The organism is Mesorhizobium sp. URHB0026, assembly GCF_054059755.1.
In genome coordinates this window covers 1,789,470-1,815,611 of sequence record NZ_JBSSCN010000001.1, presented here as the reverse complement: position 1 = coordinate 1,815,611, position 26,142 = coordinate 1,789,470, and the positions used below count along the sequence as shown (strand labels likewise).

Here is a 26,142-nt window from a genome sequence, read left to right as displayed (position 1 = left end):
ATGAACACCCAGATTCCCATCGCCTCCGTGAAACAATCCGTCGTCGTCGAGGCGCCGATCGAGCGCGCCTTCAAGGTCTTCACCGAGGATTTCGGCAGTTTCAAACCGCCAGAGCACAATCTGCTCGCAGCCCAGATCGCCGAGACGGTGCTCGAGCCTCGCGTCGGCGGTCACGTCTATGACCGCGGCGTCGATGGCAGCGAGTGCCGCTGGGCGCGCGTGCTGGCCTATGAGCCGCCGAACCGCGTGCTCTTGAGCTGGGACATCAGCCCGCAATGGCGCATCGAGACCGACCCGGCCAAGACCAGCGAGTGGGAAGTGCGGTTCACCGCCGAAACGGCTGAGCGTACCCGCGTCGAGATCGAGCACCGCAACCTGGAGCGCCATGGCCAGGGCTGGGAAGGTGTGCGCGACAGCGTCGCCGGCGATCAGGGCTGGCCGCTTTACCTGCAGCGCTATGCCGATCTGGTTGCTCGGCAGGCCTGATCGCGGTTCAAAGGCGCTTCGCCCTCTGGGCGGTCAGGGCGCCACGCCTCTGCACGCCCAGGCGACATTGGCGAACGACCTCGGGCCGTCCAGTCGCCCGGCCTGATAGGCATCGCGGACGGCAGCCTCGGTGCGTTCGCGCTCGGCTGCCTCGAGCGTGGTCATGTATTTGCCGAGCGGGCCCTCGCCGGCTGAAATCGGCGCCCAATAATCGGCGAAGTCCTGGTAATCCATACGGATCATCAGCTCGGTTTCGGTAACATCGGCCAGCCCCTGCTCGATGAAGGTCCGCTTCATTTCGCCGGGCTGCATCATCGGCTGGAAGCAATAGCGGCCGCGCAGCTGGCGACCGCTCTCGCTGAGCGCGGCGACCGTGTCGATCATCATGCGCATGCCCGCCATGCCGCCGAGATGGTCCCACACCACGGCCGCGACCACCCCGCCCGGCCGCGTCACCCGGCGCATTTCGGCAACCGCCTTGCCGGCTTCCGGCACGAAGTGAAGCACCAGCAGCGCCAGCGCGCGGTCGAACGCATTGTCGGCGAATGGCAAGGCGGTGGCGTCCGCCTGCTGGATCTCGATGCGCGGATCGGTGTTGCGCCGCTTTGCCGCCTCGACGAAGACAGGCGAAAAGTCGATCGCCGTGATCGCCGCGAGTTCGGCGGATTTCGCCAGTTCGAACGTCAGACTGCCGGTGCCGCAGCCGACATCGAGGATCTTTTCGCCGGGGGCGAGCCCGGCGAAGCCGATGAAGCTGGGCGCGAGCTTTCGGCTCCAGCGGCCCATGAGCTGCTCATAGCCGGATGCGTCATGAACGGTGAAACTCGACGTCATATGCGCCTCCCTGGCTATGGGTACAGGCTAGACCTCTATCAGGATGAAGCCAAGATAGGGGGGAGTACGGTTGATGCCAGCATCCCAGGACAGGGGAAGGGCCGGTGTTTTATGCGACGCCCTTGAATGTCGCCACGCTCTCGCGCTCCACCAGCGGGCATTCCAGCTTGGTGATTGGATATCGCCCCCGCCCCACTATCGCAGGCGCTTCCAGCTGCTCGATCGCCCATTGGCCCATGGCCATGTGCGGAAGGATCGACGTCGTCAGCGGCGGGAACAAATGCCGGGCGATTTCCTCGTCGTCATAGCCGACGACCGAGATGTCGGCGGGAATGTGCAGTCCGGCTTCCTTAAGGGCTTCGTAGCAGCCGATCGCGGTGCGGTCGTTCTGGCAGAAGATCGCGGTCGGGCGGTCCTTTAGCGTCAGTAGCTTCACGGTCGCGGCGTAGCCGGCGCTGGCCGACCAGTCGCCCTCGACCACCAGTTCCGGGTCGAAGGGGATGTCGGCGGTGGCGAGCGCGCGGCGGTAGCCTTTCAGCCGGTCCTGTGCTGCCTGCATCCAGGGTTCGCCCGTGATGGTGGCGATGCGACGGTGGCCATGGCTGATCAGGTGTCGGGTCGAGCTCTGGCCTCCGGCGATCTCGGAGGGCACCACGGCGGGGAAGGCATAGTCCGCGGTATAGCAGTTGAGCAGGATGACTGGGATTTCGAGGCCGTAGAGGAAATCGGGCGCCGTGATTTCGCGGGTGAAGATGGTCATGTAGATCAGTGCCGAAATGCCGCGCCTGGTCAGCGCCGAGATGGCGCGCGGCTCCATTACGGCGTCGCCCATGGTCTGTGCCACCAGAAGCACGTTGCCGGCGTTCCACGAGGCCTGGCGCGCGCCTTCGATGGCGACCACGGCTTCCGGGCTGGTGGCGAGCTGGTCGACGGCGAAGCCGATCACGCCGTCGATTCCCTCGAAGGCCGAGCCATCAAAAGCCCCCTCGAAAGCCGCAACGGGCTTCAGCGCGGAGAAGGCGGGGGCGCTGTAGCCGAGCGCGCGCGCCGCCTCGATCACCCGCTCCCGCGTCTGCCGCGACAGGCGAATGCCAGGCGAATTGTTGAGCACGAAGGAAACCGTCGCCTGCGAGCAGCCGGCGGCCCTCGCAATATCGGTCATGGTGACGCGGCCCTTGGGCTTTGCCGCCGCCTTGCGGAGCTTCCTGATGGCCCGGTCCGTCGTCTCGCTCATATCCCCCCCAAATCCCCAGCCTGTCTAGCTTCAGCTCGCCGGGCCGACAAGATGAGGCGACTCTTCCGATTCATACCGGCATCGATCTTACTGATAATTATTACCATCCTTGAAGCTCATCCCCGTCCCAAAGGCTCGAGCCCTCGCAAAACCAGAGGTCGTAAAGGCTTTGGCTGCGTACGATCGGCCATCGCAGCGTCGGCAGATCGATTCGGCCATGACACCTAAGCGCCACCGGGCCGGTGGTTTGCTAATAGTATTTACTAATACAAGGATGCGCTATACCGTCAATCCTCGCCTCCGGCCACATTGGTCCGGTTGGTGACGGAGGTGTCCGTGAACGGCCCGACGGAGAGCGGATATAACTTCCGCGAACCATGTCTCAGATATGTGATATGTCAGACAAATCGGACTATTTACGAACGGGGAATGAGTGTCTAAAGTCCGTGGCCGTGGCTGGAAACGACGTCATTCTTTTCAGTGCCGGGGAACCCCTTTGAGGAGGAGGGCGTCCACGCCGCGGACGGCAATTCAGGTGAGCAAGACAATTTAGTGTGCAAGACAATTTACTGTGCAAGTCCGGTCAGTCCTACGACTGACCAAAACGGGAGGTTGAACATGAAATCCTTGATACGCAATGCATCCGTGGCCGCCGCGGCCCTGGCTGTCGGCCTGACGGCGACGGCAATCGCGCGCGCCGACGACAAGCCGACGCTGGCCTTCGTCGTCAACGGCGCTTCCGATTTCTGGAAAGCGGCCGAAGCCGGCGTCAAGAAGGCGCAGGGCGAACTGCCCGACTACACGCTCGAACTCAAGTATCCCGAACAATCCTCTGTCGCCATCCAGCAGCGGCTGATGGACGATCTGGTGACCGCCGGCGTCAAGGGCATCATGGTCTCGGCCGTCGATCCCAAGACCTCGACCGATGGCCTGAACAAGATCGCTTCGCAAACGGCGCTGTTCACCACCGATAGCGATGCCCCGCAGACCAAGCGTGTCGCCTATATCGGCTCTTCCAATGTCGACGCCGGCAAGCAGGCGGCCGAAATCGCCAAGAAGGCGATGCCGAACGGCGGCAAGTGCCTGGGCTTCGTCGGCCTGCTTGGCGCCGACAATGCCAAGGAGCGCATCCAGGGCATGAAGGACGGCCTCGCCGGCACCAAGATCGAACTGGTCGACGTGCGCGGCGACGACATCGACCAGGCGCGCGCCAAGAAGAATGTCGAGGACGCGCTGGTCGCCAGCCCCGACGTCACCTGCATGGTCGGCTTCTACTCCTACAACACGCCCCGCATCTATGAAGCGCTGCGCGATGCCGGCAAGCTTGGCTCGATCACCGTCGTCGGCTTCGATGACGATCCGATCACGCTGGGCGGCGTCAAGGAAGGCACGATCGCCGCCACCGTGGTGCAGCAGCCCTTCGAATGGGCCTATCAGGGCATGAAGCTGATGGCCGCGTATCTCAAGGGTGACAAATCGGGCATTCCGGCCGGCAATTTGATCATCATCCCGACCAAGATCATCGGCAAGGATGACGTCGACGCTTACGCCGCCAATCTCAAGGCGATGGCTGGAAACTAAGACCAGAAGCAGTCCAGCCGGCTCAACTTCGCTTGAGCCGGCTGTTCGCATTGACGAACCCTGCCGGGGTCGTCAGTCTGCAGAACGGGCATTTCGGCCCACCGGCTGCTGTCAGGCATGATGAATTATTCCGACACATCCATAGCTGCGACCACTCCGTTCCTCAGCCTTGAGAACGTGCGCAAGACCTATCCGGGGGTCGTGGCGCTCGACGGGTTCTCGATGGAGGTCAGGCCGGGCGAGGTCATCGGCCTGGTCGGCGAGAATGGCGCCGGCAAATCGACGCTGATGAAGATCCTCGGCGGCGTCACCACGCCTGACAGCGGCGCCATCACGGTCGACGGCGCCGCCCACAAAGGCCTGAGCGTGGAGGGGAGCCTGGGGTCGGGCATCGCCTTCGTCCACCAGGAACTCAACCTCTTCGAAAACCTCGACGTTGCCGCCAACATCTTCTTCGGCCGCGAGCCGTTGCGCGCCGGCCCGCTGAGACTGGTCGACCGCGCGAAGCTGCGCGAAATGGTGGCGCCGCTGCTGAAGCGCGTCGGCGCCAATTTCTCCGCCGATACGCAGGTCGCGGATCTGTCGCTGGCGCAGCAGCAGATGGTCGAGATCGCCAAGGCGCTGTCGATCAAGGCGAGGCTTGTGATCCTCGACGAGCCGACATCGAGCCTGCCGCTGGCCGAGACCGACAAGCTGCTCGACGTCATCAAGGCGCTGAAGGCCGACGGCATCAGCGTGATCTTCATCTCGCACCGACTGCACGAGATCGAGCGCGTCGCCGACCGCGTCGTGGTGCTGCGCGACGGCATGCTGGCCGGGACGCTCGGCAAGCGCGACATCAATCACGACCAGATGGTCAAGCTGATGATCGGCCGCATGCTGAAGGAGCGCGAGAAAGCCTCCGAGGCGGCGCGTGCGCCCGGCGCCGTGGCGCTTGCAGCCAAGGCCGTCCGCACCCCCACCTACCCCAGCCGGCCGGTCGATCTCGAGGTCAGGCGCGGCGAAATCCTCGGCCTTGCCGGCCTTGTCGGCTCCGGCCGAACCGAACTGGCGCGGGTGTTCTTCGGCATCGAAGCCAGCCTTGGCGGCACGCTGGAGCTCAACGGCAAGCCCTTAACGCTGGCCAGCGCGGCGGACGCCGTCGCGCAAGGCATCTTCCTCGTGCCGGAAGACCGCAAGCTGACCGGCATCCTGCTCGACCTGTCGATCGCGCAGAATATTTCACTCCCCAATTTGCCGGCGCATGCCAGGCGCTCGCTGGTCTCGGCAAGTGCCGAGACCGCCACCGCCGAGAAGCAGAAGAAAAACCTCGGCATCAAGGCGCCCTCGGTGCAGACGCGCACCGGCACGCTGTCGGGCGGCAACCAGCAGAAGGTCGTGCTCGGCAAATGGCTGGCCATGAACCCGAAGGTGATGATCCTCGACGAGCCGACGCGCGGCATCGATATCGGCGCCAAGGCCGAGATTTACGGGCTGATGCGGGCGCTGGCCGACGCTGGCGTCGCCGTGCTGATGATCTCTTCCGACATGGAAGAGGTGATCGGCGTCTCCGATCGCATCGCCGTCATGCATGAGGGCCAGATCTCGGGCATTCTCGACAAGGATCAGTTCAGCCAGGAAAACGTGCTTTTGCTCGCGGTGGGCAAACCGGTGAACAGGCCGTAAGCGGAGACGACGATGACAAAGAAAGATCTCGGCCTGCTGATCCTGATCCTGGTGGTCGGGGCAATCGTCGCCATCATCAATCCGCGCTTCCTCTTGCCGATCAACCTCGCCAACACCTCGAACCTGATCGGCCTGTTCGGCATCCTCTCCATCGGCCAGGCCTTCGTCATCATCACCGGCGGCATCGAACTGTCCGTCGGCTCCGTTGTCGCGTTGCTGGGCACGCTGTTCATCGACTTCATCGCCGTGCGCGGCATGGGATGGCCGATTGCCTTCGTGCTCATCCTGGTGCTCGGCGCCATCATCGGCCTGGCGCATGGCTGGCTGATCACGCGGCTCAAGCTGCAGCCCTTCGTCGTGACCTTGTGCGGGCTTTTGATCTATCGCGGCGTCGCGCGCTTCTACACCGCCGACGGCACCGCCGGTTTTGCCTTCGGGCAGAATTTTCCCGATCTCGAATTCCTGACCGCCGGCCGCTCCTGGGGCGTGCCGAACTCCTTTTTCGCGCTGATCGTCATCGCCGTCGTCATGTGGGTGGTGCTGCACCGCTCGGTGTTCGGGCGCTATCTCTACGCCATCGGCAAGAACGAGGAGGCGGCGAAATATTCCGGCATTCGCACCGGCCGCGTCGTCATGGCGGCCTACGTCATCTGCGGCGTGCTCACCGCGCTGTCGGCGATCTATTTCGCCATGTACACGCGCTCGATCTCGCCGGCCAGCCACGGTCAGTTCTACGAGCTCTACGCCATTGCGGCCGCGGTGCTCGGCGGCTTCTCGCTGCGCGGCGGCGAGGGCTCGCTGATCGGCGTCATCCTCGGCACGGTGCTGCTGCAGGAACTGCAGAACCTCGTCAACCTGCTCGGCATTCCCTCCTCCCTCAACTTCGCGGTGATGGGTGGCGTCATCCTCATCGGCGTGCTGGTCGACCAGCAATGGGGCGTGTTCCGAGCGCGACGGCGGATGGTCGATGCCGCCCGCAAGGGCGCTGTCGGCGCCGCCGCGGAATAGGTCCCTTCCGGCCTTACCGGTGCAGGGGTGACGGGGTGGCGTGCCTTTCGCGGCACCCTCTGGTCATCCGCCATGCCTGGCTGAAATTACCTGCCGCTCCGTGCGGCGCGGCGAACGCTTTGCGACAGGATGGCAAGGCAGCCGACCAGCAGCAGCGCGCCGCCAAGCAGCGGCGGCAGCGCGAGCAACTTCACCGCCGCGGTAACGGCGGCCACCAGGACCAGCGCCAGCAGGGCCAGATTGCCGTCATCGACGAACATGCCGATGACTTCCCTGGCAACGAGACGAAGGACGTTCATCAGGCGAGTCCTCCGGCTGCTGTTGGACGGATACCGCGCAGCCAGCGCACCATGGCGAAGGACGCCAGCGCGACGATGGCGAAGATGGCGAGCAGGGCAAGATCGGCGCCAGGCCAATCGGCGCCGATGCCTTCCCCGGTCCAGAAGATGCCAAAACTGGTCAGCATCAGCCCGACCACGAATTTGAGCGCATTCTCGGGCACGCGCGCCAGCGGCCGGTGGACGGCCAAGCCGACAAGCATCACCAGGATGAAAGCCGCCAGCGCACCCATGCTGGCGTAAAATGTCTGCCCATGCGCGGCGCCGACGGCGATGACGATGAACACCACCTCGACACCCTCGAGCAGCACCGCCTTGAACGAGGCCAGCCCGGCGAGGTAATCGGCGCGCCGATCGGCGGCCTGCTGGTGCAGGGCCGCGGTTTCCTTGGCGAAGGCCGCCTCCTCGTCATGCAGGGCAATGACGCCGACGCTGCGCAGGATGGCTTTTCGCAGCCAGCGCATGCCGAACAGGATGAGCAGCACCCCGACGACGAACTGCAGCGTGGTGATCGGGACCAGCGCCAGAAGCGGGCCGAAGGCCAGCACCAGGGCCGCCAGCACCGCCAGCGCCAGCGCGGCGCCGGTCAATGCCGGGCGCCAGCTGCGTGTCACCCCCACCGCAAGCACGATGGTGAAAGCTTCGACGACCTCGACCAGGGAGGCGAGAAATGCCGCCGTGATTGTCGAGAGGACGGGTGTCAGTGTCTGCATGAAGTTTCCTGTCTGGCTCGACCTCATTTCGAGTTCGCGGATCGTAATCCAGAATCACCCCACGCGGCCAGCAGCCCGGAGCGTTTCCAGCGGCAGCGCAAGCAGGCGGGTGAAACAAGCCGGATCAGATCAGGCCCGACATGTCGGAAAAGGCCATGGCCTTGCGCAGCACTTCCGCGAAACGTTCGCCGGCCACTTCGCGCGGACCGCTGTTGTCGATCGACGTGACGCCAGGGCCGGACAAGCTCATATTGGCGCTGCGCGCCAGCCGCGCCAGCACCTCGCCGCGCGACTCGCGGCCGCGCATCGCCAGCCGCTCCGCCAGCACCTCGGGCGAAGCGGTGATCTCGACGACGGCCAGATTGGCATAGCGCTCGCGCAAGGCGGGGATGATCGCGCGCGACACGTTGGCCACGGCGACATGTCCATTGGAGACAGACCAGTCGACATCGGCAGGCAGGCCATAGCGCAGGCCATGCGCTTCCCAGGAGATGGCGAAGGCGCCGTCAGCCTCGGCCTCCGCGAAGGCGGCGTCGGCCAGCGTCTCGTGGTCCTCGCTCGCCGTATCGCTCGGCCTGGTGATGACGCGGCGCACGAACTCCAGCTGCGTCTCGTCGGCAAAGAGCGCCTTGGCATAGCCTATGACCGTGTCCTTGCCGGCACCGCTGGGGCCCACGACAGCGACGAAGACGCCGTGGCGGATCGGGAAGGTTTCGGCGGACAGTTCGCGCTCGATCGAGGCCGACACCATCATGCCACCCGGCATCCCTGCCGCCAGACGGTGCGTACGACCGGAACATGATCGTCGACGCGCACGCGCACCAGATCGGCGCGACGGCCCTGCTCGATGACGCCGCGGTCGTCGAGGCCGACGGCCCGCGCCGGGTTCTTCGAAACCATGGCGACGGCCCGCGGCAGCGAAATACCTTCGACCATGTCGCCGAGGAAGAAGGCCGACTGGATCAGGCTGAAGGGAATGTAGTCGGACGACAGGATGTCGAGCAGGCCGTCACTGGCCAAGGTGCGTGCCGAGACATTGCCCGAATGCGAGGCGCCGCGCATGACATTGGGCGCCCCCATCAGCACCCCAAGCCCGGCGGCCTTCGAGGCACGCGCCGCTTCCTCGGTGGTCGGGAACTCGGCGACCCGCACACCCTGCTCGATGGCCTCCTCGACATGAGCCGACGTCGCATCGTCGTGGCTGGCGAGCACGATGCCGCGCTCCCGGCAGGCGGCGGCGATGAAGACGCGGTTCGGCCCGGAGTTGCGTGACGATTCGTCCATCCGCTTCTCGCAGAATTTCTGGAAATCGCGATCCGAGAGTTTCAGCTTGCGCTGGTAGTAGTAGGCATAGGTTTCAAGATTGACGAACTGGCGCTGGCCCGGCGCGTGGTCCATCAGCGACGCCAGCTTGACCCGTTCGTCACCGTCGAAATTGGCGAATGCGTTGAGGCAATCCGGCGCTGAAACCTCGCAGCGAAGGTGCAGGAAGTGATCGGCCCGCAGACGATCCTGCGCGACGCTGTCCTCGATCGCATCGGCCAGCTTGCGTATGTCGTCCAATGTCAGGTCGGCGTCCTCGTCCATGCCGACGCGCAAGGCATCGAGCACGGTCGTGATGCCGGCGGTCGCCACCTGCGCGTCATGGGCGAGCACCGCGGCGATCGGGTTCCAGCGCACTTTCGGCCGCGGCGCATAATGGCCCTCGAGATGGTCGGTGTGGAGTTCGACCAGCCCAGGAATGATGAAGTCGCCGCCCATGTCCTCGCCGGTCCGGGCAGAACCGGCATCGATGCCCGCGATCAAGCCATCGCGCAGCACCAGTGAGCCTTCGACGATCTCGTCGGCAAGAACGATACGGGCGTTGGAAAGAACAGTTTCGGCGGTCATTGCGGGTAGTCCTTGGTCTTGCAGTCGGGTTTCGTTCAGGCGATTTTTCGGGCCGGGCGGCGTCCGAGCGCGTGCTGGGAAAGCACCATGAACGGCGCACCGGGCTCGGGTTCGACAAACAATGTCAGCGCGTCCACGAGCACGGGCTGGCGCAACACATCGGCGAAAAGGCTGTCGATGGCGGCGCGCAGGCGAGGGCTTTCCCGTGGGCTGGCCCGCCCGGACAGGGTCATGTGGAAGCGGAAGGTCTCGAAGACATAGGGATAGCCCCATTGGCAGAGATTGCGAAACTCGACCGGCTTCAGCGAATCCGGGCTGCGCCGCTCGATCTCGGCCTCGGACAGCGGCGCGCGAAACCGATCGAAATCGCGTACCACATCGTCGGCGAAGCGGTTGAGCGGCGGCAGCGGACCATCCGGCACCAGCGCGAAGAAGGTGTCGATCTGGCTGACGACCAGGCGCGGGATCGTGACGACAGGCGTAACCTCGGCAAAATGATCCAGCGCCGCGCGGAGCGAGGCTTCGGTCTCCGTCGCAGCCAGGTGGAAGGGCGCCTTCAGCGTCGCGTGAAAGCCATAGCGGCGCGCCGAAGCGGTGTGGAAGGCCACTTCCGCCGCCGACAGATCGGCAACGGCCTCAACCGGCCTTGTCGCGGCGCCGAACGGATCGCGGCCCAGCCAATTCGCGGCGATGCGCGCCAGCGGCTCGTCCTGCCGGGGGGTGAAATAAATGGCATAACGCATGGGAAGTCCTCGTCAGAACTGTTGCCATAGGTGATTTCCATGACGGATTGACGAAGCTTTGACGGGTTTTAGAAGGCAAATCGACACTTCGGGTCCTTAGCCGACGATTTTTCCAAGCTGGACCAATAAGTTCGACCGGACGGCGACACGGTCAGGCCTTCATCAACCATTCGTGCTCGGGAGCATTGTGGAATTTCCACGTCCGCTTCGGTCCGGCCATCACGTTGAGGTAATAGAGGTCATAGCCGTGGCAGGCGGCACAGGGGTGATAGCCCTTGGGCACCAGCACCACATCGCCATCCTCGATCGCCATGGCTTCGTCCAGCGCGCGATGTCCGCTTTTGTCGGCATCGGTGTAGACGCGCTGGAAGGCAAAGCCCTGGGGCGGGTTGAGGCGATGGTAGTAGGTTTCCTCGAGATAGGACTCGGCAGGCAGGTTGTCCTGGTCGTGCTTGTGCGGCGGGTAGCTCGACGTGTGACCGCCGGGCGTGATGACCTCGACGACCAGCAAGGAGTCGGCCGGCTGGCCTTCCGGCAGGATGTTGGTGACGTAGCGCGTGTTGGTGCCCTTGCCGCGCACCTCCTGGCCGAGATTGCCCGGTCCGATCACCCGGACCGGCAGGCCGCCGCCAAGACCGGGCGCCGAGCAGACGCCAAGTTCCAGCTCGGTATCGGCCGTCACCGACCAGTCCGATCCCTGCGGCACATAGACCGACCACGGCTTGCCATCGAAGGGCGACATGCGCTCGCCGAGCAGGCCGAGATCCTTGCCGCCGGCTTTCACGGTACCCTTGCCGGTCACGAACACCAGGCAGACTTCGCGGTCTTCCGTCTTTCCCGACGCGTTTTCGCCCGGCTTCAGCCGATGCAGGTCGAAACCGACATAGGTCCAGCCGGCGCTTTTCGGCGTCACATGGGCGACGCGGCCATGGCCCTTGTCGGCTTTGACGAGCAGTTTCGACATCGGGTTACTCCTTCGGTTCGGTCTCGCTTGCGGCCTTGCTCTCGTCGACCGGCTTGTAGAGATAGAAAAACTGCCAGACGGCGTAGCCGGCAAAACCGAGCGCGATGACGCCCCAGAACGGCGTGCCGGACGCGAACTCGATCACCGACCAGATCAGGCAGACGGCCACGACGGCGATGCGCCGCCACAGCGGGCGGAAGAACGGGTGTTCATAATCTTTCATCGCGCCATCCGAATTCAGCAATCCGTCCTCAGATAGACCGCGCCTCACGGCGAATCCAGTCTTCAGGCATTCGGAAAACCTTGCGTCTCCACCGTGTAGCCGGCTGATGTCATCACCCGCATCAGCTCCCTGTGGCCAACCTGCGCCATCTTCAACGGCGGGTTCTTCTTCGGGTCCTGTTCGGCCTCGACCACGAACCAGCCTTCATAGCCATGGTCGGCGAAGCGCCGCACGATCGCGCCGAAATCGAGCGATCCGTCGCCCGGCACGGTGAAGGCGCCGAGCGCCACCGCATCGAGGAAAGATTGCCTGGTGCGGTCGAGCTTCTCGATCACGCCCATGCGCACGTCCTTCACATGGACGTGGCTGATGCGCTTGTGGTGGTTGTCGATGGCGCGCAGCACGTCGCCGCCGGCAAAGGCGAGGTGTCCGGCATCGAGCAGCAGTGGGATGCCTTCGCCGGAATGGCGCATGAAGGCATCGAGCTCCGGCTCGGTCTCGACCACAGCCGCCATGTGATGGTGATAGGACAGCGGCATGCCTTGCCCGGCGCACCATTCGCCGAATTCGGTCAGGCGCCGCGCGTAGGCCTTCATCTCGTCGCCAGTGAGCTTCGGCTTGGTGGCGAGCGGCTTGGTACGGTCGCCCTGGATCGAGCGGCCGACCTCGCCATAGACGATGCAGGGCGCGTCGACCGCCTTGAACAGGTCGATCATCGGCTGGACGCGATCCTTGTTGGCAGCCATCTCCTCATCGACCAGCGTGCCCGAAAACCAGCCGCCGCACAGCGTCACGTCGGCGGCCTTCAGGATCGGCAGCATGATGGCGGGGTCGTTGGGAAAGCGCCGGCCCATCTCCATGCCTGTGAAGCCGGCCGAGCGCGACTGGCGCAGACATTCCTCCAGCGACACGTCATCGCTCAGTTCGGCAAGATCGTCGTTCCACCATGCGATGGGGGACATGCCCAATTTGGCTTTCAAGTCGTCACTCCGGTCCCAAAAACAGTTTCATTTCTTGTCTGTTGGCGCCGCCCCTCATCCGCCTGCCGGCACCTTCTCCCCGTATAGTGACGGGGAGAAGGGAGGAGCTTGGGCGGTCGATATCAATCGCCGACGTTCTGCATCCGCCGCTTCTCGTCATAGGCCTTGCGCGCGGCGTTCACTTGAGGCCGCGCCGAGACCTCGGGCACCGCCACATCCCACCAATGGCCGCCGGCATCGGTCGAAACCAGCGGATCGGTGTCGATGACCAGCACGGTGGTGCGATCGTTCTTCTTGGCTTTTTGCAGCGCGTTTTCCAGCTCGGCGATCGATGGCACTTTCTCGGCTATCGCGCCCATGCTTGCCGCATGCGCGGCAAAGTCGATGTCGGGCAGGATTTCGTGGCGCGAGTCCTGCAAGAGATTGTTGAAGTTGGCGCCGCCGGTCGCCATCTGCAGCCGGTTGATGCAGCCAAACCCCCTGTTGTCGAGCAGCACGACGGTCAGCTTCAGGCCGAGCATCACCGAGGTGGCGATCTCGGAGTTGAGCATCAGGTAGGAGCCGTCGCCGATCATGACGACGACCTCCTCGTCGGGCTTGGCCATCTTGGTGCCGAGCCCGCCGGCGATCTCGTAACCCATGGTCGAGAAGCCATATTCGGCATGGTAGGAGCCGGGCGCGCCGGCCTGCCAGAGCTTGTGCAGTTCGCCCGGAAGGCCGCCTGCCGCATGCAGCAGCGTCACGCCTGAGCCCATGGCGCGCTGCACGGCGCCGATCACCTGCGCATCCGAGGGGAAAGCAGCGTTGGTCGAGGCCGTCACCTTGGCCGCGTCGGCCTGCCAGGCCTTCTTGCCGGCGGCCGCATTGTCGGTCCAGGCGGCAGGCGCCTTCCAGCCTTGCAGCGCGGTTCCCAACTCGGCCAGCCCTTCCCAGGCATCCGCGACCAGCGGCAGCGCCCGGTGCTTGCCGGCATCGAAGGGCTGCACGTTGAGCCCGATGATGGTCTTGCCGGAATTCTTGAACAGCGCCCACGAGCCAGTGGTGAAATCCTGCAGCCGCGTGCCGATGGCGAGCACGACATCGGCCTCTTCCGCCAGCCGGTTGGCGGCCGAAGTGCCGGTAACACCCACCGCCGCCATGTTGAGCTGGTGATCGTCCTGCAGCGAGGACTTGCCGCCTTGCGTTTCGCAGACCGGGATGCCGGCGGCTTGGGCGAATTTGGCCAGTTCGTCCGAAGCCTGAGAGTAGAGCACGCCGCCGCCGGCGATGATCAGCGGCTTCCTGGCTCCCTTGAGCGCCGCCACGGCCGCCGCCAGTTCGCCACGGTCCGGGCGCGGCCGGCGCTGACGCCAGATCCGCTCGGCAAAGAAGCTCTCGGGATAGTCATGGGCCTCGGCCTGCACGTCCTGGCAGAGCGACAAAGTCACCGGGCCGCATTCGGCCGGATCGGTCAGCACCTGCATGGCGCGGCTCAGCGCCGGAATGATCTGCTCCGGCCGGGTGATGCGGTCGAAATAGCGCGACACGGGGCGGAAGCAGTCGTTGACCGTCGCCGTGCCGTCGGAAAAATCCTCGGCCTGCTGCAGCACGGGATCGGGAATGCGGTTGGCAAAGACGTCGCCCGGCAAAAACAGGACGGGCAACCTGTTTACGTGGGCAAGGGCCGCCGCCGTCACCATGTTCATCGCGCCGGGGCCGATCGAAGAGGTCGCGGCCATGAAGCGGCGGCGGAAATTGGCCTTGCCATAGGCGATCGCCGCATGCGCCATCGCCTGCTCATTGTGGGCGCGGAAGGTCGGCAATTCGTCGCGCACCTCGTAGAGCGCCTCGCCGATGCCGGCGACATTGCCATGGCCGAAGATAGCCCAGACGCCGCCGAAGATCGGCGTTTTTCTCCCGTCGATCTCGGTCATCTGGCGAGACAGGAAGCGGGTCAGCGCCTGCGCCATCGTCAGGCGGATTGTCTTGCTCATGGTGTTTTCCTCCGCAGTCGCTACACCGTTGCGTGTTGTTATGCCGCCTTGCGGCCGCGCGCGGCAAGCCACGCTTCGGTCAACTGTTCGAAACGCGACGCCATGTCGGCGACTGCCTCGTCATCCGACATCCTGCCGGCCAGCCATTGTTCGGCTGCGTGGACGAAGATGGTGCGCCCGACGGCAAAGCCCTTGACGATAGGCGCGTTGGCCGTGGCGGCGAAAGCGGCCTCCAGCTCGTCCTGCGGCGCCTCCAGGCCAAGCAGGACGATGCCGCGGCACCAGGGGTCGTGCTTCAGGATCACCGCCTCGATCTTCGCCCAGGCGCCGCTCGACGCCTGCGGTTCGAGTTTCCACCAGTCCGGCTTGATGCCGAGCGCATAGAGTTCCTCCAGCGCGCGCGGGATGGTCGTGTCGTCGAGCTTGCCGTGCTTGCCGGCGATGATCTCGATGAGAAGTTCACGGCCAACTTTGCGCGCGGCCTCGAACAGCGCGCGCAGCTTCTGCTGTTGTTCTTCCTTCAGTTCCGCCGGATCGTCGGGATGATAGAAGCACAGGCACTTGATGCAGTGGTCGACAGGCCATTCGGTAAGCTGCGAGCCGATGTCCTGCGAGAATTCGAAGCGCAGCGGCCGCGAGCCAGGCAGTTCCACCGGTCGTCCGAGCCAGGCGAAGGGGTGGCGGGCGAATTCGAACATCGCCTCGCGGCCATGTTTCTCGTCGATCAGCATGCCATAGCCGTCGCGGCCGGCGGCGACCTTGGCCGCTGCCTTGACCGCCAGCACCTTGAAATCGCGGATGCGTGCCGGATCGGCACCTGTCCTGGCCGCCACATCCTCGAGCTGCACACGGTGATCGCAGGCGAGCGCCATCAGCGAGGGGATGTCGCGCCGGCGTGTCGTCGCCCAATGGATGTGGTTGATCGCCTCGTCCTTGCGCAGCGCGCGATGCTTGCTGCCGTTATCGAGGAAGAACTGCAGCTCCTCGAAGGTCGGGTATTCAGGCGCGCAGAGCAGCCGCGACACGGCGAAGGCGCCGCAGGCATTGGCCCAGGTCGCCGCCGTGGCAAGGCTTTCACCGCCGAGCCAGGCGCGCAACAGACCGGACATGAAGGCGTCACCGGCGCCAAGCACATTGTAGATCTCGATCGGGAAACCCTTGCCGACGACGCCGTCCTCGAGATCGTCGCTGATCGGTCCGTCATAGACGATGCAGCCCATGGCGCCGCGCTTCAGGACGATGGTGGCCGAGGACAGTGAGCGTATCGTCTTCAGCGCGCTCAGGCAGTCGTCGGCGCCGGACGCGATCATGATCTCTTCCTCGGTGCCGACGATGAGGTCGCAATCGGGCAGCACCGTCTTCAACCGGGCCGAGACGCGGTCGGATTTGACATAGCGCTCAAATCCTTCGGCGTGGCCGGCAAGGCCCCACAAATTCGGGCGATAGTCGATATCGAACACGACCTTGCCACTCCTGGCCTTCATGATGCGGATCGCCTTGCGCTGGGCGGCATCGCTGTTGGGGCGGGAAAAATGCGTCCCGGTGACGACGATCGAACGGGCCGAAGCAATAAACGCCTCATCGATATCCTCCTCGGCCAGCGCCATGTCGGCACAGTCGGATCGGTAGAAAATCATCGGCGAAACGCCTTCGCTCTCGACCGAAAGCAGAACCAGCGCGGTCAACCGCTCCTTGTCGGTCTTCAAACCGTCGGTGTTGACGCCTTCGCGTTTCAGCTGTTCGCGGATGAAGCGGCCCATCTGCTCGTCGCCGACGCGCGTCAGCAGAGCCGAGCGCAGCCCGAGCCGCGCCGTGCCGACGGAAATATTGGCCGGGCAGCCGCCGACCGACTTGGCGAAGGAGGTGATGTCCTCCAGCCGCGATCCGATCTGCTGGCCATAGAGGTCGACGGACGCGCGGCCGATGGTGATGACATCGAGCGGCGCCTGTCTTGCGTCCACGGCTTCGCTCATTGGAACCTCCCGTCGGTCGTGTCGTCATGGACACATTGTTTGGGTAACACGCGCGAGCGGCTGCGTGGCGCCGGCAATATGAAATAATAATTCCAATCCATAGTCAATATGGAATGAGCGTTCCCTTGGCTAAAATTGCCTTGATGGAATGCCTGATCAAGCCTTGCGCTTACGGCTGGCGTCGCGCCGCTTCTCGCCGACGCCGACGGTCAGCGCCATGGCCAGCGCCATTGTCGCCGACAGCGAACGGAAGCCGGCGAAATCCGCCTCGGCAACCTCGAACCAGACCCTGGCGAACTGGGCGAGCGGCGAGAACGAGCTGTCGGTTATGGCGACGATCGGCACGCCCTGCTCGGAAATGGCACGCGCCTCCTCGATCGTGGCCGGTGCGTAGGGCGAGAAGCTGATGGCGATGACGGCGTCCGCCGGTGTGGCGAAGCCGACCATCTCGGCATTCAGGCCGGCTGCCGATTCGATCAGCTGGTTGCGGATCTTCAGCTTGCCGAGCGCATAGGCGATGTAGGAAGCCACCGGATAGGAGCGCCGCTTGGCCAAGACATAGATGGTCTGCGCCTTCGCCAGCAGCGAAATTGCCTCTTCCAGATGCGCATCGTCCAGGGTGCGGGAAATGTCGTTGAGCGAGGTGCTGGCGGCGGCGATGAAGCCGTCGAAGATCGCCCGGTGGCCGGCGCCGCCCTCGGCCTTGGCGCGCAGCGCCTGCAGCCGCTCGTCATAGGAAGAGTTGCGCTCGCGCAGCCGCTCGCGGAATACCTGCTGCAGGCTGGTAAAACCGTCGAAGCCAAGTTGCTGGGCAAAACGGATCAGGGTCGAGGGCTGCACGCCGGCCGAAGCGGCGATGCTGGCGGCGGTACCGAAGGCGATGTCGTCGGGATTGTCTAGCGCATAGGCGGCGATCTGGGCGATGCGCTTGGGCAGGGTCTCGCGCCGGTCCAGAATCGTGGCACGCAGCGTCTCGAAGTCGCGAGGTACCTGTTCGTCCATCGTCCCTCTGCCCAAGCCTGTCTGGACACCCTCTCTGCCCCATCATAGCGAGCCTGCGCAAGAACGCCATAAAAAATGAGGCAGACATTCCATTCCTAGAAAAAATGGACTAATTCATCCACTCGGGTTTTGTGGCAGCGAAGGAACAAAAAATGGTCGGCGTCGGTCTTATCGGCACGGGTTTCATGGGCAAATGCCACGCCATCGCGTGGAGCGCCGTCGGGGCCGTCTTCCCCGATGCGGCCAAGCCACGGCTCGTCCATCTCGGCGAGGTCAATGAGGATCTCGCCAAGCGCAAGGCCGGCGAGTTCGGCTTCGCCAAGGCCACCAGTGACTGGCGCGCCGTCGTCAACGACCCGGAGGTCGATATCGTGTCGCTGACAACGCCCAACCAGTTCCATCCGGAAATGGCCATCGCTGTCCTCGAAGCCGGCAAGCATCTGTGGTGCGAAAAGCCGATGGCGCCGAGCTTTGCCGAAGCCGAAGCGATGGCGGCCGCGGCGAAGAAATCAGGCAAGGTCGCGGCGCTTGGCTACAACTACATCCAGAGCCCGGCCATCCGTCACATCGGCGCGCTGCTCGACGAAAAGATCATCGGCGAGGTCAACCATCTGCGCATCGAGATGGACGAGGACTTCATGGCCGATCCCGAGGCGCTGTTCTTCTGGAAGCACGAGGCGACTTCCGGCTATGGCGCGCTCGACGATTTCGCCGTGCATCCGCTGTCGCTGGTCTCGGCGCTGTTCGGCCGCGTCGGCAGCGTCATCTGCGACATGGCCAAGCCCTATGCCGACCGCAAGCTTGCTTCAGGCGGCCGACGCGCGGTGGAGACCTACGACATCGCCAGCGTGCTGATGCATCTGGAGAACGGCATTGCCGGAACGCTGCAGGTCAACCGCTCGGCCTGGGGCCGCAAGGGCCGCATCGCCATCCAGATCTTCGGCTCCAAGGGGTCGATCCTGTTCGACCAGGAGCGGATGAACGAATTCCAGCTCTACCTGACGTCCGACCGAGCCACCGAACAGGGCTATCGCACCATTCTGGTGGCGCCGCAGCACAGACCCTATGACCTCTTCGTGCCGGCGCCCGGCCACGGCCTCGGCTTCAACGACCTCAAGATCATCGAATGCCACGAATTGCTGACACGGATTGCCGGCAAGCCGGCCCGGCTCATCGAGTTCGCCGAAGGGCTGGAGATCGAGCGCACCGTGCACGCCATGGCGCGCTCCTTCGAGGAGAAGCGCTGGGTGGATGTAAGGTAGGGTTCGCTGCGCTGGTCGCTTTAGCCGGCGGCCGCTGCATTGACTTCCCATCCATCGACCCAGACCTGCCGCAAACGATCGCCTTCGCCCTTGAAACGTAGCCCGGTCGGCCGACAATCCTCGATCCGGTCGCTGCGGAAATTGCGGATCGCCTGGCGCAGCTCGCACCAGGCGACGATGTTGGCGGTTTCGGCGTAGTAGATCAGAGCGATCGGGCGGATGAGGCGCTCGGAAGCGCGGCCAAGTTCGTCGCGATAGGAGAGCTCGAGCTTCTCCTCGTCGCGTATGGCGCGGCGCACCAGCGCCAGATCGATCGCACCTGCGGAGGGCGCGGCGAATCCCCACGCATGCAGTGCATTGGCGTCGAGCGTCTGGCGCAAGGGCGGCGGCACGGCGCCGGCGATCTTGGCGCCGACGCGCTTGGCCGCCTGCTTGAGCTCGTCGTCGCCCGTGCGCTCCAGCAGCGCCAGCGACAGGACGATCGCCTCCATTTCCTCGATCGAAAACATCAGCGGCGGCAAGTCGAAGCCGGGGCGCAGGATGTAGCCGATGCCACGCCCGCCCTCGATCGGCACGCGCATCGCCTGCAGCGCCACGATGTCGCGATAGATCGAGCGGATCGTCACTTCCAGCTGGCCGGCGATCATTGACGCCGTCACCGGCTGGCGCGCCAGCCGCAGGATCTGGATGATCTCGAACAGGCGTGACGCCTTGCGCATTTTTCTAACCCGGTACCAATTACAACTGACACACCATCGTCAGTTGGGCCAGCCTATAGGACTGCCTATCGGTTTGAAAATCAACGGGTTCGGCCGAGGCTGAGCCGAGCGTGAGAACAGGCAACTGACATGGGCTATGCTGAAAACCTCTGGCTGTTTTTTATCCTCCTGTTCGGCATCATCGCCGTTCCAGGCATGGACATGCTGTTCGTGCTTGCCAATGCGTTGACCGGCGGGCGCGACAGGGGTCTTGCCGCGACCGGAGGCATCATGGTCGGCGGCATGGTGCACACGCTGAACGGCGCGATAGGCGTCGGCCTGCTTATGCATTTCGTGCCGATCCTGTTCAAGCCGCTGCTGATTGCCGGCGCCGCCTACATGGCCTTCATCGGCATTGCACTGATGCGCAGCTCCATCACTGTCGGTCACGACGAGCCCGCCGGCAGCCGCTCGGCATGGAAGGCGTTTCGCCAAGGCTTGGTGACCTGCCTGATCAACCCGAAGGCCTATCTCTTCGTGCTCGCCGTCTATCCGCAGTTCCTGAAACCTGTGTACGGCCCGATCTGGATGCAGGCTACGGCGATGGGCCTGCTGACCGTGCTGACGCAGGCCGCGATCTATGGCGGGCTCGCAATATCGGCCGGCCGCAGCCGCAAGCTTCTGATCGCCAATCCACGGGTAACCATTCTTGCCGGCCGGGCGGCCGGGCTGCTGCTCTTCGCGGTCTCCGTGTTCACTGTATGGGAAGGGCTGAGGGCGGCGTAGTCTCGGGCTGAACCGAACCGCCGCCCTTCTGGCGCCGGCCGGATCAGGCGGCGCCCTGCCGCAGCGTGGGGAGAAGCTCGTCCAACTGCCCGAACGTCTCGGCCATCGCATCCGCCGCCCCGGTGCCGGCGGCGTCGAGGGCTTTCTTCGAGGGATAAAGCTCATGCATGATGAGCAGCGTCTTGCCGCCTTTCTCCTCGAAGGTCACCGTGGTGACGGGGCCATCGTCACCACCTTCGTCATTGGTCCAGACGAGGCGCGAGGGGGCGGTGACACTTCGAGATACCTGCCGAAGAATTCGGCAGGGTGCGAGTCATCATGCCCGAACACCAAACGGTACCCGCCTCCCGCACGAACATCCATCTCGCACGAACGCAGCAACATGCCCATCGACTTCGGCGCCCACCACTGCTTGAACAGCTCGGGCTTTGTCCACGCTTCAAAGACGATGCGGGCCGGCGCGTCGAAGCTTCGCGTGACGACCAGCTCCCGGTCGGACTTTCGTTCCACCGTCGTGCGGTTCTGCATGGGGGTGGGCTCATTCGCTCTCTTTTGGTCCATCGGCTTCCTCCTTCCGTTTCAATTCCTCGACAACCTTATCCAGCTCGTCGAAGCGTGCGGCCCAGAGCTGGCGGTATCTCTCGATCCATGCCGTCTCCTCCTCCAGGCGGCGCAGGCCGAGCTTGCAGGTCCGCACGCGCCCGACCTTCCGCGTCGTGACGAGGCCCGCCTGCTCCAGGACGCCGACATGCTTCTTCATGCCCGTGAGGGTCATGTGGAATTTCTGGGCCAGGTCCGTGATCGAAGCATCCGCACGGCCGAGCTGCTCCAGAACCCCGCGTCGGGTGGCGTCCGAGAGCGCGGCGAACGATGCATCCAGGCGGGCAGGATGATACTGAACCATTTGGTTCAGTATGTAACACGCGGATCGGCGGCATGCAAGGAGGTGGGGAGCTGCGGGGCCTAAGAGCGGCGTGGTCCTGGGCTGAAACTGGAAGCGCCGCCCTTATGCTCCAACCAGATCAGGCGGCGCCCTGCCGGCTCTCCATGATCGCGCGGCGTGCCGAGCGGCGCCATTCGACAGCGCCGGCAAGGCCGTGCAGCACGGTCTCGGTGGTCGCCCAGTCGATACAGCCATCGGTGATGCTCTGGCCGTAGACCAGCGGCTTGCCGGCCATCACATCCTGCCGGCCGGCGACGAGATTGCTCTCGATCATGACGCCGATGATGCGCTCGTCGCCCGCCGCGACCTGGCCAGCGACGTCGGCCGCGACCTTGGGCTGGTTCTCCGGCTTCTTGGTTGAGTTGGCGTGGCTGACATCGATCATCAGACGGGGGGCGATACCGACGCGGACGAGTTCGACCGATGCGGCTTCGACGCTTGCCGCATCGTAATTGGGCTGAACGCCACCACGCAGGATGACGTGGCAATCCTCGTTTCCGGTCGTCGCCGCGATGGCGCTGCGTCCGCCCTTGGTCACCGCCATGAAATGATGCGGCTGGGCGGCCGACTTCACCGCCTCGCCGGCGATCCTGAGATTGCCGTCGGTGCCGTTCTTGAAGCCGACCGGGCAGGAGAGACCCGAGGCCAGCTCGCGATGGATCTGGCTCTCGGTCGTCCGCGCGCCGATGGCGCCCCAAGCGACGAGGTCGGCGATGTATTGCGGCGTCGTCATGTCGAGGAATTCGGTCGCCGCCGGCAGGCCGAGATTGTTGACGGCGGACAGCACGTTGCGCGCCATCCGCAGCCCCTTGTCGATGTTGAAGCTGCCGTCGAGGTCGGGATCGTTGATCAGGCCTTTCCAGCCGACCGTCGTGCGCGGCTTTTCGAAATAGACGCGCATGACGATCTCAAGCCGGTCGGACAGTGCCTCGCGCAGCGCCGCCAGACGGCTGGCATATTCAACGGCCGCGACCGGATCGTGAATGGAACAAGGGCCAACGATGACGACAAGCCGATCGTCGGTCCCGGTGAGGATGGAGTGAATGGCGTTGCGCGAGGCGGCAACGGTGCGTGTCGCCGTGAGTGAGCGCGGTATCTCGCGCATCACCTCGTCCGGCGTGCTCAGCAGTCTCAGTTCCTTGACCCGGAGGTCGTCTGTGGTGGTCAACACGGCTTTCTGCTCCTGTTTGGGAACCTGCCGGCTGAAACAAAAAAGCCGCCAGGTCTGGCGGCTGTTCGGATCTTGTTGCTGCAATCTTCAGATCGAGCGCAATCCTCCCGCCGCCAGCGAGCTCCTAAAGTACCAATACGTGGCGGTCAGGTTGATCATGCGTGGGCTATAGCCGAACTCGCGTTTAATGTCACGCACCTGATGGCGGTCTTGTTTGAATATGCAGGAAGGTATATGTTGGATATTCCAAAAAGGATATGCTCCGATGCCGCTTTATGTGAAGGACCGAGAAGTCGACCGGCTGGTACTTGAGGTGCAGCGCCTCACAAAGGCGCCGAGTAAAGCCGAGGCGGTTCGCCGCGCCCTGACGCATGAAATTGAGCGCGCCCGCAGTGTCCAAACTGTATCGGAACGCTTGGCGGAGGCAGTCAGAATGGCTGGTGAAATCGGAGCGGATAATCCTGACTTCGATATGAGAGCCTATTCGGACGAGCTTTCAGGGGGATTATGAGCTTGTTCATTGACGCTTCGGCGGTCGTCGCTCTGTTGCGTCCGGAGCCCACGGCAGGAGAACTAGCCGCCCGGATGGATGCCCATGGCGGGCCTTTCTTCATTTCGGCGGTCGTTCGTTTCGAGACCGCAATGGCCTTGGCGCGTTCAAAGACCCCCCTGCCTTCACCCGTCCAACCGACGGCGGTCGCAAAGGCGAATGCGGCCGTGGACCGTTTCGTGCAGGATTTGGGGATCGGCGAGGTCGTCATTTCGGCCGAAGTCGGGCGGCTCGCCATCGAAGCCGCACAAAACTACGGCAAGGGTGTCAATTCGCCGGCGCAGCTCAATATGGGCGATTGCTTTTCCTATGCCTGTTGCAAGGCATATAATTTGGCTTTGCTCTACACCGGTCAGGATTTCACAAAGACTGACATAGGATAGGTTCAATGTGCGCCCCGCAGATCGCTCGCATGAAGCTACTCCGGCAAAGACCCAGCAACGCTCTGGTCGTAGTCGACCAGCGATCCGGTCATGACGCCCGATTGCGGGCTGACCATGTAGCTGATCAGCCGCGCGAGCTGGTCCGGCTTGACCAATTGGCCCATCGGCTGCGCGGCTTCGGCCTTCGCCAGCCAGTCGTCGGGCGCGTCGTGCCATTTCTTCTGCACGATGTCCTCGCCCTCGGTGTCCATCCAGCCGGGCAGCACGGCGTTGCAGCGGATGCGGTTGAAGCGATAGGCGTTGGCGACGTTCTTGGTCAGTGTCATCAGCGCGCCCTTGCTGGTCGAATAGGGCGTCAGGAAGGACTGCCCGGTATGCGCCGACATCGACAGTACGTTGACGATCGACCCGGGCGCCTTTTTCTCCAAGAGATGCGCCACCACGCCCTGCATCAGGAAAAACGGGCCGCGCACATTGGTGTCGAATATCTGGTCGAATAGCTCTTCTGACGTCTCGACCAGCGTGCCGCGCGCCGAGGTGGCGGCGGCGTTGACCAGCGCGTTGAGCGTGCCGAAATGCGAGATCGCGGTGGCGACCGCGCGCTTGCAGTCGGCAACCTTGGAGACGTCGGCGCTGATGAAGATCGCGTCGACGCCCGATTTCTTGAAATGAGCAACAGCCTTGTCGCCCTTCTCCTGCGAGCGGCCGATGAGCGCCAGCGCCCGGCAGCCTTCGTCGGCCAGCGCTTCGGCGACCGCGAATCCTATGCCTTGCGCACCGCCGGTGACGATGGCGCGTGTATTCGAATTGCGATCGGCGGATGCGCTCATCGCTCTACTCCTGTGCCTTGGGGGTCCGGTTCTTACTTGTCGAGACGAATGGTCTTGCCCGTGGTCGCCGACTTCAGCGCCGCATCGGCCAGCTTCAGCGCCACCAGGCCGTCAGCGCCGCTCGGCGCCGCCTTCTTGCCGGATGTCGCCGCCGCGATGAAGGCGGCGATCTCGAGGGCATAGGCGTCGAGGTAGCGGGTCATGAAGAAGTCGTGCAGCGGCGGGCGCGTATAGCCCTTTTCGTTGGCGAGTTCGATCGACACCGGCCGCTGGTTCTCGGCCGCCACCATGCCCTTCGAGCCGTGCACCTCGATGCGCTGGTCGTAGCCATATGTGGCGCGGCGCGAATTGGAGATGACTGCCTGCTTGCCCGAAGCCGTTTCGAGGATGACGCTGACCGAGTCGAAATCGCCGGCTTCGCCGATTTTCTTGTCGACCAGCACCGAGGCGTGCGCGCTGACCGCGACGGGCTCCTCGCCGAGCAGAAAGCGCGCCATGTCGAAATCATGAATGGTCATGTCGCGAAAAATGCCGCCCGAACGCTTGATGTAGTCGATGGGTGGCGCGCCGGGATCGCGCGAGGTGATGGTGACCATCTCGACCGTGCCGATGGCGCCATCGACGATAGCCTTGCGCACGGCGGCGAAATGCGGATCGAAACGCCTGTTGAAGCCGACCATCAGGGTCGCCTTGGCCATGTCGACAACGGCCAGGCACTGCTCGACCCGCTTGACGTCGAGGTCGATCGGCTTCTCGCAGAAGATCGCCTTGCCGGCCTTGGCGAAGCGCTCGATCAGATCGGCATGGGTGTCGGTCGGCGTGCAGATGACGACCGCGTCGATGTCCTTGGACTTCTCGATTTCGTCGATGCTGCGCACCTCGGCGCCATAGGCAACAGCCAATTCGCTCGCCGCCTTCTCGAAGGCATCGGCCACGGCGACCAGTTTTGCCTGGGGATTGGAACCCACGGCGCGGGCGTGGACCTTGCCGATACGGCCGGCACCAAGGAGGGCGAAGCGAACAGTCATGGATATTTTCCTCTGGGGATGGTTCGAAGCGGGGCGCCGGTCATGGGCGCTGAACGATTTTCGGGTCAAGACAAATCGACGGGAAGGCGATGACCTCGCCTCCGAGCCCGGCCCTTAGGCCGCGAGTTCCGCCTCGCCGGTCTTGGCGCCGGTGATATAGGATACGATGTCCTGCCCGTCGGTATTTTCCTTGCGCAGATTGGCGACGATGCGGCCGCGCCGGAACACCACGATGCGGTCGCAAAGGTCGAACACCTGGCGCATGTTGTGGCTGATCAGGATCAGCGGCTCGCCATTGTCCTTCAGCGTGCGGATGATGTTTTCGACCTGCGCCGTCTCCTGCACGCCGAGCGCCGCCGTGGGCTCGTCCATGATGATCAGCTTGGAAGCAAAGGTCGCCGTCCTGGCGATCGCCACGCACTGCCGCTGGCCGCCCGACATATGGCGGATGGTGTTGGAGAGGTTCGGGATCTTCACCGCGGTGCGGACCAGCGCCGCCTCGGTTGCCTTGCGCATGTATTTGCGGTCCAGGATCGAGAATGGCCCGAGATTGAACAGGACTTTCTCGCGGCCGAGGAACAGGTTCGACGGCACGTCGAGGTCGTCGGCCAGAGCCAGGTTCTGGAACACCGTCTCGATGCCTGCCTCGCGGGCCTCGATCGGTCCGGCGAAATTCACTTCCTTGCCATCGAACCAGACCTGGCCGCTGGTCCGCTGCTCGACGGCGGTGATCTGGCGCACGAAGGTCGACTTGCCGGCGCCGTTGTCACCCATGATGGCGACGTGCTCGCCCTTGCGCAGCTCGAAATTGGCGCCTTCGAGCGCATGCACGCCGCCATAGCGCTTGGTGAGGTTCTCGGTCTTCAGGACGATGTCTGACATGG

27 protein-coding genes and 1 pseudogene are annotated in these 26,142 nt (G+C 64.1%); 8 read left to right on the top strand and 20 right to left on the bottom strand.

From position 1 onward, the window contains the following. Positions 1 to 486, top strand: coding sequence for an SRPBCC family protein (locus ACVWWD_RS09200; RefSeq protein WP_457103033.1), 486 nt, complete (start codon positions 1 to 3; stop codon positions 484 to 486). Between the two features lie 33 nt (positions 487 to 519). Here ACVWWD_RS09200 and ACVWWD_RS09195 read toward each other — a convergent pair whose 3' ends face one another. After that, entirely contained in the window at positions 520 to 1,320 is an 801-nt protein-coding gene (locus ACVWWD_RS09195) for a class I SAM-dependent methyltransferase (protein ID WP_457103032.1), read from the bottom strand. A gap of 109 nt (positions 1,321 to 1,429) precedes the next feature. Beyond that, the gene (locus ACVWWD_RS09190; protein ID WP_023772182.1) at positions 1,430 to 2,554 is read right to left on the bottom strand and encodes a LacI family DNA-binding transcriptional regulator; all 1,125 of its coding nucleotides are present in this window, start codon (positions 2,552 to 2,554) and stop codon (positions 1,430 to 1,432) included. A 618-nt stretch (positions 2,555 to 3,172) separates the two neighbouring features. On the opposite strand from ACVWWD_RS09190, the gene ACVWWD_RS09185 reads away from it, so the two are divergent. The 3 genes from ACVWWD_RS09185 (at position 3,173) to ACVWWD_RS09175 (ending at position 6,808) form a co-directional block, all read left to right on the top strand. Continuing rightward, entirely contained in the window at positions 3,173 to 4,135 is a 963-nt protein-coding gene (locus ACVWWD_RS09185; RefSeq protein ID WP_023772181.1) for a sugar-binding protein, read from the top strand. Between the two features lie 120 nt (positions 4,136 to 4,255). Beyond that, the gene (locus ACVWWD_RS09180) at positions 4,256 to 5,800 is read left to right on the top strand and encodes a sugar ABC transporter ATP-binding protein (RefSeq protein ID WP_023781874.1); all 1,545 of its coding nucleotides are present in this window, start codon (positions 4,256 to 4,258) and stop codon (positions 5,798 to 5,800) included. A 12-nt stretch (positions 5,801 to 5,812) separates the two neighbouring features. Next, positions 5,813 to 6,808 (top strand): ABC transporter permease, encoded by a 996-nt coding sequence (locus tag ACVWWD_RS09175; RefSeq protein ID WP_023772179.1) that lies wholly within the window; start codon positions 5,813 to 5,815, stop codon positions 6,806 to 6,808. An 86-nt stretch (positions 6,809 to 6,894) separates the two neighbouring features. Here the strand turns inward: ACVWWD_RS09175 and ACVWWD_RS09170 are convergent, their stop codons facing one another. From ACVWWD_RS09170 to ACVWWD_RS09120, 11 genes are all read right to left on the bottom strand, one after another. Beyond that, positions 6,895 to 7,107, bottom strand: a complete 213-nt coding sequence (locus tag ACVWWD_RS09170; RefSeq protein WP_352553074.1) for a hypothetical protein — start codon at positions 7,105 to 7,107, stop codon at positions 6,895 to 6,897. Then, positions 7,107 to 7,859, bottom strand: coding sequence for a COG4280 domain-containing protein (locus tag ACVWWD_RS09165; RefSeq protein WP_352553076.1), 753 nt, complete (start codon positions 7,857 to 7,859; stop codon positions 7,107 to 7,109). Before ACVWWD_RS09165 ends, ACVWWD_RS09170 begins: the two co-directional genes overlap by 1 nt. 124 nt (positions 7,860 to 7,983) lie before the next feature. After that, on the bottom strand, positions 7,984 to 8,613 hold the full coding sequence (gene phnN, locus ACVWWD_RS09160) for a phosphonate metabolism protein/1,5-bisphosphokinase (PRPP-forming) PhnN (RefSeq protein WP_457103031.1): 630 nt from the start codon (positions 8,611 to 8,613) through the stop codon (positions 7,984 to 7,986). Then, positions 8,610 to 9,749: an alpha-D-ribose 1-methylphosphonate 5-triphosphate diphosphatase gene (locus tag ACVWWD_RS09155; protein WP_023772175.1), complete on the bottom strand. Its 1,140-nt coding sequence runs from the start codon at positions 9,747 to 9,749 to the stop codon at positions 8,610 to 8,612. Before ACVWWD_RS09155 ends, phnN begins: the two co-directional genes overlap by 4 nt. Positions 9,750 to 9,784: 35 nt before the next feature. Beyond that, the gene (locus tag ACVWWD_RS09150; protein ID WP_352546407.1) at positions 9,785 to 10,492 is read right to left on the bottom strand and encodes a DUF1045 domain-containing protein; all 708 of its coding nucleotides are present in this window, start codon (positions 10,490 to 10,492) and stop codon (positions 9,785 to 9,787) included. Positions 10,493 to 10,643: 151 nt separating this feature from the next. After that, complete coding sequence (iolB, locus tag ACVWWD_RS09145; RefSeq protein ID WP_023793178.1) at positions 10,644 to 11,456, bottom strand: 5-deoxy-glucuronate isomerase; 813 nt, start codon at positions 11,454 to 11,456, stop codon at positions 10,644 to 10,646. Between the two features lie 4 nt (positions 11,457 to 11,460). After that, positions 11,461 to 11,679, bottom strand: coding sequence for a DUF3329 domain-containing protein (locus ACVWWD_RS09140; protein WP_352546406.1), 219 nt, complete (start codon positions 11,677 to 11,679; stop codon positions 11,461 to 11,463). A gap of 62 nt (positions 11,680 to 11,741) precedes the next feature. After that, positions 11,742 to 12,659 carry a myo-inosose-2 dehydratase gene (gene iolE / locus ACVWWD_RS09135; RefSeq protein WP_352546405.1) on the bottom strand — a complete coding sequence of 306 codons (918 nt, stop codon included), beginning with the start codon at positions 12,657 to 12,659 and terminating at the stop codon, positions 11,742 to 11,744. 122 nt (positions 12,660 to 12,781) lie between these two features. Continuing rightward, a complete protein-coding gene (gene iolD, locus ACVWWD_RS09130; protein ID WP_352546404.1) occupies positions 12,782 to 14,632 on the bottom strand; it encodes a 3D-(3,5/4)-trihydroxycyclohexane-1,2-dione acylhydrolase (decyclizing) in 1,851 nt (616 codons plus the stop codon). A 38-nt stretch (positions 14,633 to 14,670) separates the two neighbouring features. Further along, positions 14,671 to 16,605, bottom strand: coding sequence for a bifunctional 5-dehydro-2-deoxygluconokinase/5-dehydro-2-deoxyphosphogluconate aldolase (locus tag ACVWWD_RS09125; RefSeq protein WP_352546403.1), 1,935 nt, complete (start codon positions 16,603 to 16,605; stop codon positions 14,671 to 14,673). A gap of 156 nt (positions 16,606 to 16,761) precedes the next feature. Beyond that, positions 16,762 to 17,607 (bottom strand): MurR/RpiR family transcriptional regulator, encoded by an 846-nt coding sequence (locus ACVWWD_RS09120; protein ID WP_023772168.1) that lies wholly within the window; start codon positions 17,605 to 17,607, stop codon positions 16,762 to 16,764. A 152-nt stretch (positions 17,608 to 17,759) separates the two neighbouring features. Here ACVWWD_RS09120 and ACVWWD_RS09115 point away from each other — a divergent pair, with 152 nt between their 5' ends. Continuing rightward, the gene (locus ACVWWD_RS09115; RefSeq protein WP_352546402.1) at positions 17,760 to 18,869 is read left to right on the top strand and encodes a Gfo/Idh/MocA family protein; all 1,110 of its coding nucleotides are present in this window, start codon (positions 17,760 to 17,762) and stop codon (positions 18,867 to 18,869) included. A gap of 20 nt (positions 18,870 to 18,889) precedes the next feature. Here ACVWWD_RS09115 and ACVWWD_RS09110 read toward each other — a convergent pair whose 3' ends face one another. Further along, positions 18,890 to 19,588 (bottom strand): helix-turn-helix transcriptional regulator, encoded by a 699-nt coding sequence (locus tag ACVWWD_RS09110; protein WP_023781882.1) that lies wholly within the window; start codon positions 19,586 to 19,588, stop codon positions 18,890 to 18,892. A gap of 129 nt (positions 19,589 to 19,717) precedes the next feature. Here ACVWWD_RS09110 and ACVWWD_RS09105 point away from each other — a divergent pair, with 129 nt between their 5' ends. Beyond that, entirely contained in the window at positions 19,718 to 20,353 is a 636-nt protein-coding gene (locus ACVWWD_RS09105; protein WP_352546400.1) for a LysE family translocator, read from the top strand. A 43-nt stretch (positions 20,354 to 20,396) separates the two neighbouring features. On the opposite strand, the pseudogene ACVWWD_RS09100 reads toward ACVWWD_RS09105, so the two are convergent. From ACVWWD_RS09100 to ACVWWD_RS09090, 3 genes and pseudogenes are all read right to left on the bottom strand, one after another. Then, positions 20,397 to 20,914: pseudogene (locus tag ACVWWD_RS09100) on the bottom strand (SRPBCC family protein). Further along, positions 20,892 to 21,257 (bottom strand): ArsR/SmtB family transcription factor, encoded by a 366-nt coding sequence (locus tag ACVWWD_RS09095; RefSeq protein ID WP_352546398.1) that lies wholly within the window; start codon positions 21,255 to 21,257, stop codon positions 20,892 to 20,894. The pseudogene ACVWWD_RS09100 and the gene ACVWWD_RS09095 overlap by 23 nt, the downstream one beginning before the upstream one ends. Before the next feature lie 118 nt (positions 21,258 to 21,375). Then, positions 21,376 to 22,467 carry a 3-deoxy-7-phosphoheptulonate synthase gene (locus ACVWWD_RS09090; RefSeq protein ID WP_023772163.1) on the bottom strand — a complete coding sequence of 364 codons (1,092 nt, stop codon included), beginning with the start codon at positions 22,465 to 22,467 and terminating at the stop codon, positions 21,376 to 21,378. 265 nt (positions 22,468 to 22,732) lie between these two features. On the opposite strand from ACVWWD_RS09090, the gene ACVWWD_RS09085 reads away from it, so the two are divergent. Both ACVWWD_RS09085 and ACVWWD_RS09080 read left to right on the top strand, forming a co-directional pair. After that, entirely contained in the window at positions 22,733 to 22,978 is a 246-nt protein-coding gene (locus ACVWWD_RS09085; RefSeq protein WP_140615375.1) for a type II toxin-antitoxin system VapB family antitoxin, read from the top strand. Beyond that, positions 22,975 to 23,400: a type II toxin-antitoxin system VapC family toxin gene (locus ACVWWD_RS09080; protein WP_031240294.1), complete on the top strand. Its 426-nt coding sequence runs from the start codon at positions 22,975 to 22,977 to the stop codon at positions 23,398 to 23,400. The genes ACVWWD_RS09085 and ACVWWD_RS09080 overlap by 4 nt, the downstream gene beginning before the upstream one ends. Positions 23,401 to 23,435: 35 nt before the next feature. Here ACVWWD_RS09080 and ACVWWD_RS09075 read toward each other — a convergent pair whose 3' ends face one another. The 3 genes from ACVWWD_RS09075 to ACVWWD_RS09065 all read right to left on the bottom strand — a co-directional run bounded on the left by ACVWWD_RS09075 (position 23,436) and on the right by ACVWWD_RS09065 (position 26,140). Further along, the gene (locus ACVWWD_RS09075) at positions 23,436 to 24,230 is read right to left on the bottom strand and encodes an SDR family oxidoreductase (RefSeq protein ID WP_352546397.1); all 795 of its coding nucleotides are present in this window, start codon (positions 24,228 to 24,230) and stop codon (positions 23,436 to 23,438) included. 32 nt (positions 24,231 to 24,262) lie between these two features. After that, positions 24,263 to 25,258, bottom strand: coding sequence for an inositol 2-dehydrogenase (gene iolG, locus ACVWWD_RS09070; RefSeq protein WP_352546396.1), 996 nt, complete (start codon positions 25,256 to 25,258; stop codon positions 24,263 to 24,265). 114 nt (positions 25,259 to 25,372) lie between these two features. After that, on the bottom strand, positions 25,373 to 26,140 hold the full coding sequence (locus ACVWWD_RS09065) for an ATP-binding cassette domain-containing protein (protein ID WP_023772158.1): 768 nt from the start codon (positions 26,138 to 26,140) through the stop codon (positions 25,373 to 25,375). Positions 26,141 to 26,142: the final 2 nt, after the last annotated feature.